This is a genomic window from Leifsonia sp. HAY1-4F, from assembly GCF_056755275.1.
The window spans coordinates 1-12,518 of sequence record NZ_JBNDHX010000107.1 but is presented as its reverse complement, the minus strand read 5'-3'; the positions used below and the strand labels follow the sequence as shown (position 1 = coordinate 12,518).

General features: G+C 67.4%; 13 protein-coding genes and 2 tRNA genes. 11 read left to right on the top strand and 4 right to left on the bottom strand.

Annotation, left to right across the window (positions count from 1 at the left end):
• A partial coding sequence (locus ACPYOG_RS16360) for an FMN-binding negative transcriptional regulator (protein WP_481295226.1) occupies positions 1–414 on the top strand: 414 nt, incomplete at its 5' end.
• The gene (locus ACPYOG_RS16355) at positions 411–1,910 is read left to right on the top strand and encodes an amidohydrolase (protein WP_481295225.1); all 1,500 of its coding nucleotides are present in this window, start codon (positions 411–413) and stop codon (positions 1,908–1,910) included. The genes ACPYOG_RS16360 and ACPYOG_RS16355, both read left to right, overlap by 4 nt.
• A 77-nt stretch (positions 1,911–1,987) precedes the next feature.
• On the opposite strand, the gene ACPYOG_RS16350 is transcribed toward ACPYOG_RS16355, so the two are convergent.
• Positions 1,988–2,470, bottom strand: a complete 483-nt coding sequence (locus ACPYOG_RS16350) for a Dps family protein (protein WP_192628797.1) — start codon at positions 2,468–2,470, stop codon at positions 1,988–1,990.
• Between the two features lie 257 nt (positions 2,471–2,727).
• Here ACPYOG_RS16350 and ACPYOG_RS16345 point away from each other — a divergent pair, with 257 nt between their 5' ends.
• The 4 genes from ACPYOG_RS16345 (at position 2,728) to ACPYOG_RS16330 (ending at position 6,386) form a co-directional block, all read left to right on the top strand.
• Positions 2,728–4,065 (top strand): sensor histidine kinase, encoded by a 1,338-nt coding sequence (locus ACPYOG_RS16345; protein WP_481295224.1) that lies wholly within the window; start codon positions 2,728–2,730, stop codon positions 4,063–4,065.
• Between the two features lie 30 nt (positions 4,066–4,095).
• Complete coding sequence (locus ACPYOG_RS16340) at positions 4,096–4,758, top strand: response regulator transcription factor (protein ID WP_481295223.1); 663 nt, start codon at positions 4,096–4,098, stop codon at positions 4,756–4,758.
• A 239-nt stretch (positions 4,759–4,997) separates the two neighbouring features.
• Positions 4,998–5,321, top strand: coding sequence for a flavin monoamine oxidase family protein (locus ACPYOG_RS16335; RefSeq protein ID WP_481295222.1), 324 nt, complete (start codon positions 4,998–5,000; stop codon positions 5,319–5,321).
• Between the two features lie 51 nt (positions 5,322–5,372).
• A complete protein-coding gene (locus ACPYOG_RS16330) occupies positions 5,373–6,386 on the top strand; it encodes a flavin monoamine oxidase family protein (protein ID WP_481295227.1) in 1,014 nt (337 codons plus the stop codon).
• A 93-nt stretch (positions 6,387–6,479) separates the two neighbouring features.
• Here ACPYOG_RS16330 and ACPYOG_RS16325 read toward each other — a convergent pair whose 3' ends face one another.
• The 3 genes from ACPYOG_RS16325 to ACPYOG_RS16315 form a co-directional block, all read right to left on the bottom strand.
• Positions 6,480–6,686 carry a hypothetical protein gene (locus ACPYOG_RS16325; RefSeq protein WP_481295221.1) on the bottom strand — a complete coding sequence of 69 codons (207 nt, stop codon included), beginning with the start codon at positions 6,684–6,686 and terminating at the stop codon, positions 6,480–6,482.
• 495 nt (positions 6,687–7,181) lie between these two features.
• Positions 7,182–7,853, bottom strand: coding sequence for a hypothetical protein (locus ACPYOG_RS16320; protein ID WP_481295220.1), 672 nt, complete (start codon positions 7,851–7,853; stop codon positions 7,182–7,184).
• Between the two features lie 910 nt (positions 7,854–8,763).
• Positions 8,764–8,837: transfer RNA gene (locus tag ACPYOG_RS16315), tRNA-Gly, on the bottom strand.
• Between the two features lie 118 nt (positions 8,838–8,955).
• Here ACPYOG_RS16315 and ACPYOG_RS16310 point away from each other — a divergent pair.
• The 5 genes from ACPYOG_RS16310 to ACPYOG_RS16290 form a co-directional block, all read left to right on the top strand.
• Positions 8,956–9,030, top strand: a tRNA-Pro gene (locus ACPYOG_RS16310).
• A gap of 60 nt (positions 9,031–9,090) precedes the next feature.
• On the top strand, positions 9,091–10,503 hold the full coding sequence (gene tig, locus ACPYOG_RS16305; protein WP_481295219.1) for a trigger factor: 1,413 nt from the start codon (positions 9,091–9,093) through the stop codon (positions 10,501–10,503).
• Between the two features lie 192 nt (positions 10,504–10,695).
• Positions 10,696–11,181: a tetratricopeptide repeat protein gene (locus tag ACPYOG_RS16300; RefSeq protein WP_481295218.1), complete on the top strand. Its 486-nt coding sequence runs from the start codon at positions 10,696–10,698 to the stop codon at positions 11,179–11,181.
• 100 nt (positions 11,182–11,281) lie between these two features.
• Positions 11,282–11,875: an ATP-dependent Clp protease proteolytic subunit gene (locus tag ACPYOG_RS16295; RefSeq protein WP_170857607.1), complete on the top strand. Its 594-nt coding sequence runs from the start codon at positions 11,282–11,284 to the stop codon at positions 11,873–11,875.
• Positions 11,876–11,906: 31 nt separating this feature from the next.
• Positions 11,907–12,518 (top strand): ATP-dependent Clp protease proteolytic subunit (locus tag ACPYOG_RS16290; RefSeq protein WP_481295217.1); only part of this gene is annotated, 612 nt, incomplete at its 3' end.

Genomic DNA, 12,518 nt, shown 5'->3' with positions numbered 1-12,518 from the left:
GTGCAGGGACCGCACGGCTACATCTCCTCGAGCTGGTACGACGACAACCCAGCGGTTCCGACGTGGAACTTCGTCACCGCCCACTTCTCCGGCGTCCCCGAGCTGCTCAGCGATGAAGAGAACCTGGACGTCCTGGCACGCCTGGTCGACCACTTCGAGGACGAGCTGCCCTCGCCGCGCCGCATGCGCGGCACGCTGCAGGACGCGCAGTACGCCGAGCGCATCGTCTCCGGCACGGTCGGCCTCCGGCTGGCGCCCACGCGCGTCGTCGCCAAGCAGAAGATGAGCCAGAACCGCCCGGACCATATCGTCGACTCGATCATGTCCGAACTCGCTGGCGACGGGCCGTACGCCAGCGCTGGGCTGCTGCGTGAGATGCGGCTCGTCCACGACCGGAGGCGCGGCGTGCGATGACGCTGGTCCTCGCGGGGGCGCAGATCCCCGGTGGCCTTGGACGCCTGAGTGACCGAGGGACGGGTGACCGGCGGATCCCGGATCGGGCCGAACTCGTGGATGTGGTGATCGACGGCGATCGGATCGCCGCAGTCGTCCCCGCGGCTACGGCGCCGGCCGGCGTGGGCGTGGAGCGCATCCCTCTCGACGGCCGTTGGTTGCTGCCCGGGCTCTGGGACCAGCACGTCCATTTCACGCAGTGGGCCCAAACCGCGCGCCGCCTCGACGTCTCGCATGCCTCCTCCGCTGCCGAGGCGGCGAATCTGGTGCGCCGCCGCGCAGCAGATTCGCCCGACGAGGACGTGATCGTGGGGTTCGGGTTCCACGACGCGCTGTGGGCCGATGTCCCTACCCTGGAGCTTCTGGATGCTGTCGCCGACCGTCCCGTCGTACTGATCGCAGGCGACCTCCATTGCTCGTGGCTGAACTCGGCTGCGGCCCACCGCTTCGCTCCCGGCACGACCGAGGCCGTGCTGCGCGAGGACGCCAGCTTCGCGGTCACGACCATGCTCACGGCCGCCGATGAGGCGACCCTCGACCGCTGGGCGGGGGACGCCGCCGGCGTTGCCGCGACGCGCGGTGTCGTCGGAGTCGTCGACCTTGAGTACGGCTGGAACCTGGACGTCTGGACGCGGCGCATCGCGGCTGGCGCCGACGGCCTCCGGGTCGAGTTCGGCATCTACGGCGACCACCTCGACCGGGCGGCGCAACTCGGCCTCCGCACCGGTGACGTCGTGGCGGAGACCGGGGGACTGCTGTCTGTCGGCCCGTTCAAAGTGATCTCCGACGGCTCCCTCAACACGCGCACCGCTCTGTGCTCGCGCCCCTACCCGGACGGAGGCATGGGAGTCGCCAACCTCTCGCCGGGCGAACTGGTCGAGAGCATGCGATTCGCCGTGGCGCACGGGCTCGAGCCGGCGGTCCACGCCATCGGCGACGAGGCCAACCGGCGCGCTCTCGATGCCTTCGAGGCGATCGGCGCCGGCGGCCGCATCGAGCACGCGCAGCTGATCGACGCGTCCGACATCCCGCGATTCGCCCGGCTCGGCGTCATCGCCAGTGTGCAGCCGGAGCACGCCATGGACGACCGGGATGTGGCCGACAGGCTCTGGGAGGGGCGAACAGCTCATGCTTTCCCGCTGGCGGACCTCCACGCGGCCGGCGCACGCCTGGCCTTCGGGTCGGATGCGCCCGTCGCACCACTCGACCCGTGGGCGGCGATCGCCTCGGCGGTCGGCCGCACGCGCGATGGACGGGCGCCGTGGCACCCGGAGCAATGCGTGTCGGTCGAGGTGGCTCTCGCCTCCTCGGTGCGATCAGTCGTGGCGGCGGGGGAGCCGGCAGACCTGATTGTGCTGGACCGCGACCCGGTGTCCGCGACGCCGGATGGCGTCCGGGCCATGCCCGTCGCGGCCACCCTGCTCGCGGGCCGCTTCACCCACGACACGCTCCGCTGACCCGCAGCACGGCCCGCGGGCGGCGGCATGCAAAGGGGCCGCCCGCTCCCGCGGACGGCCCTTCGACGGAGCGGCGCCTACTCGCTGATGTGGGCGAACAGGAACCAGCGGTCCTTGTCGAGCCCGCGGGCGATCTCGATGGCGACGTCCTGACTGGTCTGGTCGAGCTCGGCGAGCTCCCGCACGGCCGTGTTCACGCCCGCGAGGGCCGCGTCCAGCTGCGCGATGACCTCGGCGATCGTCTCGTCCGACGGCCGGAAGCCGGCGGTGAGCTCGGCGGTCGTGGTCTTCGCGGCGACCGTGCCGAGCCGCGCATCCACCGGGAGGCCGAGGGCGACGATCCGCTCGGCGGCCAGGTCGGCCCATTCCTGCGCGTGGGCCACGATCGTGTCGAGCAGCTCGTGGACACCGATGAAGTTCGCGCCGCGCACGTGCCAGTGCGCCTGCTTGCCGTTGACCACGATTGCGGTCAGGTCGATGACCACCGGGCTCAGGAACTGCGCGACCCCGGCCGCGACGTCCGGGTTGGAAACACTCTGGGTTGCAGCAATGTCCGTCATAGATGCGTCCTTTCTTCTGCCTGGCTCAACGCTACTCAGCCCCCGGAATTCCGCAACGAAGCCAAGGCTGCACTAACTGCGGTCGGGTTAACCCCCGGGAGGTTCGGGAGGGACGCGGGATGGGCCGGCCGACGGCATCCCGGGAGGCTGGAGACATGTCCTCTGAGACCATGCCAGTTTCTCCACACCCGCCCGATTCTCCCCAGTCTTCAGGGTCGCAGCCTTCCGGCGGCCCGCTCTCTGCCACGCTGGATGCTGTGACCCCTCCCGCACCCTCCGCCCGCCGCGCCGGCTATGGCGCGCTCTGGCGCGGGGTTCCCTGGGAGCTCGGCTTCCTCCTCCTGACGATGCCGATCGCGATCATCGGCATGTCGGTGCTCATGTCGCTGTTCTGGACGGGCGTCGGCACCATCGTCATCTACGTCGGCTTCTTCATCGTCGTCGCCGCCTTCTACACCGCTCGCGGATTCGGCATGGTCGAGCTCACCCGTCTCGAGTGGGCGCGGAGGCCGGCGATCCCGCGTCCGGTCTGGGAGCGCCCGGGAACCCCGCGCACCTTCTGGCGCACCATCTTCGGGCCGTTCGCGAACGGGCACTATTGGCTGTATCTGCTGCACGGGATGCTGATCAACCCGATCCTCAGCATCGTGTCGTGGACGGTGACCATCGTCTGGCTGTCCGCCTCGCTGGGAGGTCTGACCGCCTGGATCTGGGCGCCCTTCATCCCGCAGGGCGACCGCGAATTCTTCCTGTCGCGGACCATCGTCGATGCCGTTTTCCGTACGCACTCCACTTTCGATCCGACTGCCGGCGACCGCATCCTCTACCTGATCGCAGGTGTCCTCTTCGCCGCCACGCTGCCCTTCGTCACGCGCGGTCTCACCCTGCTGCACGAAGGGGTGGCCCGCGGGATGCTCGGAGCCTGGCCGTCGGAGGCGCTGCAGCGTGAGGTCGCGGACCTGTCGTCGTCGCGCGGCGCCGCCGTCGCCGCGGAGGACCAGGCGCTGCGCCGTCTCGAGCGTGACCTGCACGACGGTCCGCAGCAGCGCCTCATCCGCCTGCAGATGGATATCGCCGCCGCCGAGCGGAAGCTCACCGACGATCCCGCGGCCGCCGCCACCCTGCTCGCCGAGGCCCGGCAGCAGGCAGGCGACACTCTGGAGGAGCTGCGCGCGCTGTCCCGCGGGTTCGCTCCGCCGCTGCTGCAAGACCGGGGCCTCGTCGCCGCGGCCGAGTCGCTCGCCGCGCGGAGTCCCATCCCGCTCGCGGTGGAATCGTCCTTGCAGCCGGCGGAGCGGTTCAGCCCCGAGATCGAGCGCAACGCTTACTACGTCCTCGCCGAACTCGCCACGAACCTCGCCAAGCACTCCGGTGCTCATTCCGCCCGCCTGTTCCTCGAACGGACGGTGGATGCGGCCGGCGCCCACTGGCTGAACGTCTGGCTCACCGACAACGGCCACGGCGGCGCCACCCTGGTGGAGGGCCACGGCCTGCGCGGACTGGAGGAGCGGGTGCACGGCCTGCGTGGCGAACTGGTGGTCGACAGCCCCACCGGCGGTCCCACGCGGATCGGCGCGCGCATCCCGCTCGCCTGACGCCGGTTGATGCGGCCCTAGGCTGGACATGTGCCGCCGAGCGATTCCCGACCCCTGCGCGTCGTCGTCGCGGACGACTCCGTCCTTCTCCGGGAGGGTCTCATCCGCCTCTTCGACGAGGCCGGCTTCGACACCGTCGGTGCGTTCGGCGACGCCGACACCCTGATGGAGTCACTCCCGGACCTCATGCCCGACGTCGTCGTTCTCGACGTGCGCATGCCGCCCACCTTCCGCGACGAGGGCGTCCGGGCGGCCCTGCGCATCCGCCGAGAACACCCCGACGTGTCCGTGTTGCTGCTCTCGCAGTACGTCGAGGGCACCTACGCCCAGGAGCTCCTGGCCGCGGGCGAGGGCGGCACCGGCTACCTGCTCAAGGACCGCATCGCCTCCCTGGACGAACTCCGCGACGCCATCACCCGTGTCGCCGCGGGCGGTACCGTGCTCGACCCGCAGGTCGTCCGTGAACTGCTGACCCGGCGAACAGATCCACTGGCCAGGCTCACCCCGCGCGAGCGCGAGGTCCTGGAGCTGATGGCCGAGGGCCGCACGAACGCCGCCATCGCCGGCCGTCTGGTCATCGGAGTCGGAGCCGTCGAGAAGAACGTCACCGCGATCTTCCAGAAGCTCGGCCTCGAGGACTCGGGCGACGATCACCGCCGCGTCCTCGCCGTCCTGGCCTTCCTGCAGCGCTGACCGACCGCCTCCCGACAGGCCGTGTCGGTCCACCGATCGGACGCGATGACGGGGATCGAAACAGGTCTGCTCGTCCGGCAGCAACTGTCTCGCGGCCTCAACCGCATCGGGTATATCGTCCGCGGGTAGTGGCTCGTGACGTGGCCTCCACTGGCCGCCGGGATGTTCTTTCATCCGTGCGATGCCATGTCGAGAACCTGCCTCAAGCGGCGGGTGCGAGAGAGGGGAATCCAGTGTCAATGAATACAGCCTCGTCCCAAGCGCGAGGGCCCAGCGACGGGGTCTTCGATGTCGCGGTCGTCGGTGGCGGTCTCTCCGGGATGGTCGCGGCCCGCGACCTCAAACGCAGCGGCCTCAGCAACTTCGTCGTGCTGGAGGCGCGCGACCGTGTCGGGGGGCGAACCATCACCCAGCACGTCGATGGGCTTCCCGTCGATGGAGGGGCCACGTGGGTGAATCCCAATCAGACGGCGGTCATCGACCTGCTCCACGAGCTCGAGCTCGACCGGTTCCCCCAGTACACCGATGGCGACGCGTTCGCAGTGATCGGCGGCAACGCGTAGCGGTCGAAACCGGTCGCTCCCGACCCCCGCTTCGCGCAACTCGTGAACGAGATGGCGTTCGCCGTACCGCTGCACGCGCCCTGGGAGGCTCCCAATGCAGCTGCCTGGGACGCGATGACATGCGAGGACTTCCTGAACCAGGCCGACCTCACGCCCGCGGAGCGCATGATCGCTGAAATCACCTTCCAGATCACCTTCTGTGCTCCGCTGAACGAGATGACCTTGCTCAACGCGCTCTTCGTGCTGCACTCCACGGGCGGCTTCGAGGGGATAGGCGCGGTGGGCAGCGGTGTGCCCCAGTTCCACGTGGTCGGTGGCACCGCAGGCATGTCGGAAAAGATCGCGGAGGACATCGGGGACGCCCTGCGGCTCTCCTCGCCCGTGACGGCGATCTCGAACTGGCAGGAGGACCAGGGGCCCGTTCGCCTGGAGACGCCATCCGGAACGTACGAGGCACATCGGGTCATCCTCGCCATGGGAGGAAGCCTGTCTTCCCAGATTCGTTTCGAGCCCGAGCTGCCGGAGCTGCGCAAGGGTCTGCACGAAACCATCGACAAGGATCACTGCCTCATCAAGACGCACACGACCTACAGCCGCCCGTTCTGGCGAGACATGGGCGCGTCCGGGCAGATCATCTCGCCCGACGGTGTGTTCAACGTCTCTTCCGACGTCACTCCGCCGGATTCGACGCAGGGCGTGCTGGTGACTCTGGCACTCTCGCCGCGTGAGAGCGACGGCACGGCGATCTCCCGGGATGACCGAAGGGCCAAGACCCTCGAGGCCTTTGCCAAGTGCTTCGGTGAAGAAGCGCTGTCCCCGACCGATTGGGTCATGCAGGACTGGCTCGACGAGACCTACACACTCGGGGACGAGGACGTCTGGTCACGGGGACTCTTCCTGGAGTACGGACCAGCGCTGCGCGCCCCGATCGACCGGCTGGTCTGGGCAGGCACCGAGACGTCCCTGTTCTGGTGCGGCTACCTCGACGGTGCCGTGCGGGCGGGCCATCAGTCCGCCCTCACAGCGCTTCGCGCGCTGGCCGCCGAGCGTTCCGTATTCGCCTGAGGAGGTGTTCCAGGGGACGATCACTGCGAAGACGTATTGATCAAGGCGGGCGGCCGACGGGCCGCTCGCCATTGTCTGGAGTCTGGTCGTCGTTTAGAACGAACGAGCTGCCTGGAGGCCGATCACCACCGACGCGATGAAGTTCGCCACCGTCGCCGCTGCCACGATCCCCGTGAACAGAGTGATCCATCCCAGCAACGTCCGCACCTGTGCCTCGTGCGTCGGCGTCGGACGAGCGGGAGCTGCGCCCGTCATCTGCTGCATGTACTGTCGGTCCTCGTCGCTCATCGGTGCGGACATCGACGTCCTCCTTCGCCTCTTCCTGCTGGTCACAGTCTGGCGTAGTCGTCAGCTGATGAGCCTGCGCTTCTGATCCCGTTTGCTCGTTGGACGCTGACTGCCCTGGGGCGCACGAACATGGTCGCGTGGCGGTACGACCCGAAGCCGGGCTGTATGTAGAGGGCGCGTATTTCAACGCAACTCCGGCGAAGGCGACCCACAACCGACCGGGAGGTTCAGAGGGATCGAGATGTCCGCGGGGTCCCGCGGACCACGTGGCGGGGATGACGGGAATCGAACCCGCGTCATCAGTTTGGACGACGCTCCAGAGTCTTGAACCGCGGTCAAGGGATGTGCTCCGGAGCGCACCGCCTTAACCCGCTCGGCTCAGTGTTTTCATGGGGAGGTGGATGGGCCACGCCTCGCTCGTCACAACCGAGTCCGTCTACTCCCACCCTTATCCGAGCGACTACAGCGCGGAGATCGCGCAGTTTAGCCGTTTACTTCGTCGAGGCTTCAGCCTTCATCAGCATCACCTTCACCGTCATCCGGAGGGGCGGCGCGAAGTAGCGATTGATAGATCGGTTCTAGTTCGGGACGCGTGATGGAGTCCAGTTCCATGAGACCGCTTAGAAGCTGGCCACCAGAGGACAGCTTCAGAGAACTCATACGTAAGTCGTATATTCGGATTCCAGTCCGAGACGGCTCTTCGCGCCTCGGATATGCCAGCATGCCCTTGGATTCACTTCGCAGATCGTTCGCTGCGCGGATAGTTGTCCAGTCTGCCCAGTTGGGAGCGTAGTTCGGAAGGTCGATGGCAGGCAGGGGAAGCTCCTCCTTCCGGCTCACAATGGCCAAAATACGCATTTCTAGCCAACTCAGCTGTTCGGCCGCGGACAGTGCACGATTCGCGGTGTTTACATCAATTTGTGGCATGAATCCGAGGTTTCCAAGCATGTTTGCCATATACGGGAGCTTGCGCTCTTCGTGCTCGTCCATGGCCGCTAGAAGGATGCCTTCGGCGATTTCTTCTGCATCGGACCGTTCACCGTCGAAAAACCCGTCGTTTCGGAGCTTGTTGCCCAGGGCCTCGTTCGCCATGATGTTGGCGGCAGCCAGTACGAGCACGGTACCTGCGCGCTGCTCTTGTCGGGGGCTCAGGTAACGTCGCGCGATCTCCTTGCCCACTTCCGACAACGTCTGACCTGCGGCAGCGCCCAGGACCGGATCGCCAACGAGGAGACCGGTAGCCGCCCCGACTGCGGCGCCAGCCACGGCCCCCGCGGATTGGATAAGCCGCTGTACTCCGGAATCGTCCAACTCGTCTAAGCCACCCACACAGCTCCTCGGCGCTTCATTACTGCTGGGTGCTCACGCGGGAGTTCGTGTTCACGGCCCTTGCGAAGCACCTCGATCTCGCGCTTCTCCCAGACGTCAAGCGCGGAGAGCCCACAGCATGCACACGGCCAAGTGCATGGTTCGTATAAAGGGAGCTCTGCCACGGGTTACCTCCGCGTTCGAAGAATCTTCGGAAGTGAGATTACCTCGGACCTCAGACACTTTTCGATACGGTCTGGCGTGTCACGCACACGGCCGTTGGTCAGGCGAGGTCGTCCGGTTGCGGTACGTCAAGTGCCGAATCGCTCGCGTGATTGGGCGCGGACCGCGCCGACCGGCGCAGTTCTCCTCGTGCGCGCCGTCTAAGCTCCATTGCCTTGTCAGCCTCAGCACGCTCTGCCGAAGTCGACTTCGCCCAAGCCAGAACGAGGACAGCTATGCCGATCAGCGAGTACAGCACTGCGGCTTGCACTAGCCCCGAAAGACCGTCCGAAAGCGGTTGGTCGCGGATGATGCAATAAAGAAGGACCTCCGCCAGTAGGACGCTCAAAGTATGGGAAGCGAAATAGATGCGCTCCGGGGGCTCGATCTTCCAGCCCAAGAGGAGCGGACCCAGCAGTCCCACGACAAGTAGTGCGGGTAGCACTTGAGCGACAACTGAGGCCGCGGAGACGGTCACTCTGGACTCCTAGACGGGGTTTTGACGGGGATCGCGTTAAGGAGCATTTCGCTCGACGGCCCGCTCGCCCAGTGTCCGTAATGGAGGGGATGACGGGAATCGAACCCGCGTAATCAGTTTGGAAGACTGAGGCTCTACCATTGAGCTACATCCCCGGGGCCGCTGCTGCGGCGCCGTGGCCGCGTTCCATGCTGCGGCCGTCGACCATCGTAGTACACGCGCGCGGCACCCCGCGTGCAGTAGACTTGCCCCGGTCTTTCGCACCGTTGAAGCCGGGGCGTAGCTCAGCTTGGCTAGAGCGCCCGCTTTGGGAGCGGGAGGTCGCAGGTTCGAATCCTGTCGCCCCGACGAGGACCTCGTTCCTTGCGAGAAGACCACCGTTCGAACATTCAGGAGAACCCAGACATCGTGAAGACCACGGTCGAGAAGCTCAGCCCCACCCGCACCAAGCTCACCATCTCGGTGACGCCGGAGGAGCTGGAGCCTTCCATCAAGCACGCGTATGAGCACATCGCCGAGCAGGTGACCATCCCCGGTTTCCGCAAGGGCAAGGTGCCGCCGCCCATCATCGACCAGCGGGTCGGCAAGGCCGCCGTCCTGGAGCACGCGGTCAACGAGGGCCTCGACGGCTTCTACCGCCTCGCGGTGGAGGAGAACGACGTGCGTCCCCTCGGCCGCCCGGAGGCCGACATCACGGAGTGGCCGAACGAGAAGGACTTCTCGGGCGACCTGCTCCTCACGATCGAGGTGGATGTGCGCCCCGAGGTGGCACTCCCCGACTTCGACGACATCACCATCACGGTGGATGCGGCCGAGGTCGGCGTCGACGACGTCGAGGAGGAGCTGGACCAGCTCCGCAGCCGCTTCGGCACCCTCGTCACGGTCGACCGTCCCGCCAAGCAGGGCGACTTCGCCCAGATCGACCTGGTCGCCGTGATCGGCGACGAGGAGGTCGACACCGCAGCGAACATCTCCTACGAGATCGGTTCGGGCGAGCTCATCGAAGGCATCGACGAGGCGCTCGACACGCTCACCGCCGGCGAGACCACCACGTTCGAGGCGCCGCTCATGGGCGGCGACCACGAGGGTGAGAACGCACAGATCACCGTCACGCTGAACGCCGTCAAGGAGCGCGAGCTCCCCGAGGCCGACGACGACTTCGCCCAGATCGCCAGCGAGTTCGACACCATCGGCGAGCTGCGTCAGAGCCTCCGTGGCCAGGTCGAGCGCTCGAAGGTCTTCGCGCAGGGCACGTCGGCCCGCGACCAGCTAGTCGACAAGCTCCTCGAGCTGGTCGAGATCCCGGTCCCGGCACAGCTCGTCGAGGACGAGGTTCACCGCCACCTGGAGCAGGAGAACCGCCTCGAGGACGACGTGCACCGCGCCGAGGTCACCGAGTCCAGCGAGAAGACCTTCCGCACGCAGATCCTCCTCGACGAGGTCGCGCAGCAGAACGACGTCAAGGTCAGCCAGGACGAGCTCACGCAGTACCTCGTCCAGGGCGCCGCCCAGTACGGGATGGACCCGAACGAGTTCGTGAAGATCCTGTCGGAGAACGGCCAGATCCCGTCGATGGTCGGCGAGGTCGCCCGCAACAAGGCGCTCGCGATCGTCCTCGGCAAGGTGAAGGTCGTCGACAGCAACGGCAAGCCGGTCGACCTGGCCGAGTTCACGGCCGTCGCCGACGCGGAGGAGCCCGAGACGGACGAGTCGCAGGCCGCCGCGGCCGACGAGGCGCCCGAGGCCCCCGCGGACGAGGCTCCGGCCGCCGACGAGAAGCCCAAGAAGCGCTCCACCAAGAAGAAGGCCGACGCTCAGTAACCGTCGCCGGCACTCACACCGAAGCCGGGCCCACGCACTCCGCGTGGCCCGGCTTCCGTGCGTCCGGGCACAGAACGAACTAGGGGACGCAACACGCCGTCTGACAGCATGGGAGGCGGCGTGTTGCGGCCCACAGATCGCGACCGCAGACGGCGACCCCACCGACCCCGACCCACAGACGAAGGAGCACCCATGGACGACTGGCGGCAGCGAGTGGATGCGGTCTGGGCCGTCGCCGACGACACCAACGAAGACGCGACCCTCGCCGCGATCGACGCCCTCGTCGGCGAACGGCCGGCCAACGATCCGCAGGCCTTGTTCGAGGCCGCGGGCGCCCGTGACTTCGCAGGCCGCGAGGCCGACGCGGAGCCCTTCTACCGCGCCGCGCTCGCGCACGGCCTCGCCGAGCCGTACCGGGGCCAGGCGATCGTCCAGCTCGCGAGCACCCTCCGCAACCTCGATCGTCCGGCCGAAGCGCTCAGCCTGCTGCGCGACTTCCTCGCCGACGAGCCGGCGCATCCACTCGCCGACGCCGCCCGGGCGTTCGTCGCGCTCGCATTGTTCGACGACGGGATGCCGGCCGACGCCCTCCGCGAGGCCCTCGGCGCCCTCGCGCCCCACCTCCCGCGCTACGGCCGCGCCGTGACCGCCTACGCGGCCGCACTCGACGACGAGTGACGCCGCGCGGACGCCGCACTCTGCCGAGGGCGAACAGCACCGAAATGGGCTCGGCGCTCCGATAGATTCGATCCCAAGCGACAAAGGAAATGGAGCGAATATGGCCGACATGGGTTTCCAGCCCAGCGTGTTCGACAGACTGCTGAAGGACCGCATCATCTGGCTCGGTTCTGAGGTCCGGGACGAGAACGCGAACGAGATCGCCGCGAAGCTGCTGCTCCTGGCCGCAGAGGATCCCAAGCGGGACATCTACCTCTACATCAACTCTCCGGGCGGATCGATCACCGCCGGTATGGCCATCTACGACACGATGCAGTTCGTTCCGAACGACATCGTCACCGTCGGGATCGGCATGGCGGCGTCGATGGGGCAGCTGCTCCTCACGTCCGGCACGAAGGGCAAGCGCTACATCACCCCGAACGCGCGCGTTCTGCTGCACCAGCCGCACGGCGGCTTCGGCGGGACCGCCAGCGACATCCAGACCCAGGCTCAGCTGATCGTCGACATGAAGAACCGCCTGGCCGAGATCACGGCGGAGGCGACGGGCAAGTCCGTCGAGCAGGTCAACGCCGACGGCGACCGCGACCGCTGGTTCACCGCCCAGGAGGCGCTGGAGTACGGCTTCGTCGACCACATCCGCGAATCGGCGCTCGACGTCTCCGGCGGCGGCGGCACCGACGCCGGATCCAAGTAGCAGGCCGCTGGAAGGACAAGGACAAACTTCAATGAACACTCCAATGCTCGGCGGTCAGGCCTTCGGTGGCGTCCAGGCGCCCGGCGCCCGCTACATCCTCCCCAGCTTCGAGGAGCGCACGGCCTACGGCTACAAGCGGCAGGACCCGTACGCGAAGCTCTTCGAGGACCGCATCATCTTCCTCGGCGTCCAGGTGGATGACGCCTCGGCCGACGACATCATGGCCCAGCTCCTCGTGCTCGAGAGCCAGGACCCGGACCGCGACATCGTCATGTACATCAACTCGCCCGGTGGCTCGTTCACCGCGATGACGGCGATCTACGACACGATGCTGTACATCCGTCCGCAGATCCAGACGGTCGTGCTCGGCCAGGCCGCCTCGGCCGCCGCCGTGCTGACCGCCGCCGGCACGCCGGGCAAGCGTTTGGCGCTCCCGAACGCCCGCATCCTGATCCACCAGCCCGCCGTCGGCGAGGCCGGCCAGGGCCAGGCCTCGGACATCGAGATCCAGGCGAACGAGATCATGCGCATGCGCACCTGGCTGGAGGAGACGCTCTCGCGGCACTCCAACCGTTCGGTGGAGCAGGTCAACAAGGACATCGACCGCGACAAGATCCTGTCCGCGGACGAGGCCCTCGAGTAC

Coding starts and splice junctions, on each gene's coding strand:
- ACPYOG_RS16300 (WP_481295218.1), top strand. CDS start 10,696: ATGGACGACTGGCGGCAGCGAGTGGATGCGGTCTGGGCCGTCGCCGAC.
- ACPYOG_RS16295 (WP_170857607.1), top strand. CDS start 11,282: ATGGCCGACATGGGTTTCCAGCCCAGCGTGTTCGACAGACTGCTGAAG.
- ACPYOG_RS16325 (WP_481295221.1), bottom strand. CDS start 6,686: ATGTCCGCACCGATGAGCGACGAGGACCGACAGTACATGCAGCAGATG.
- ACPYOG_RS16350 (WP_192628797.1), bottom strand. CDS start 2,470: ATGACGGACATTGCTGCAACCCAGAGTGTTTCCAACCCGGACGTCGCG.
- ACPYOG_RS16355 (WP_481295225.1), top strand. CDS start 411: ATGACGCTGGTCCTCGCGGGGGCGCAGATCCCCGGTGGCCTTGGACGC.
- ACPYOG_RS16335 (WP_481295222.1), top strand. CDS start 4,998: ATGAATACAGCCTCGTCCCAAGCGCGAGGGCCCAGCGACGGGGTCTTC.
- ACPYOG_RS16330 (WP_481295227.1), top strand. CDS start 5,373: ATGGCGTTCGCCGTACCGCTGCACGCGCCCTGGGAGGCTCCCAATGCA.